The 454-nt window shown below is 41.9% G+C and carries 1 pseudogene; it reads left to right on the plus strand.

Features of this window, described 5'->3' with window-relative positions:
* Positions 1-454 (plus strand): annotated as a pseudogene (locus ETC00_RS19815) (hypothetical protein); the annotation flags it as partial.

Genomic DNA, 454 nt, shown 5'->3' on the forward strand with positions numbered 1-454 from the left:
GTTCCTGAGGGGTATTCAGGAATAGATATTGAATTACCTTCTATTCCATTTAGAGGTAAATTGAGAATTTATGACAGAGATGACTCAGGAAACTACGTTTTAGTCGATGAGCAAAAAGAGTATGCCGATATGTACGGTGGTGATATTTTCCTGAGAGGTACTGACCTAAAGGTTATATGGAAAGGTCAGGAGTTAAGTGAAATAACACCGACGCATTTAGGGTCGTTGAAGAACGACGAGATTGAGCAAAAGATGACTGTTGTAAACCCAACTACAGGAAACGTTGCTGAGAATATAACAATTAGGATAGCTGCTTATAGTCAGGAGTTTGGTTGGGAATGGTGTGACCTAGCCAACGACGAGGGCGGAGTCCCTGGAGAGTATCAAGATACGACGATATATCTCGGCACGTTGTTTGCAGGAGAGTCGAAAGATTTTTGGGTCAAGGTAACAA

Origin of the sequence: Brevibacillus sp. MCWH (assembly GCF_013096935.1) — a bacterium.
Lineage (GTDB): Bacteria > Bacillota > Bacilli > Brevibacillales > Brevibacillaceae > Brevibacillus > Brevibacillus aydinogluensis.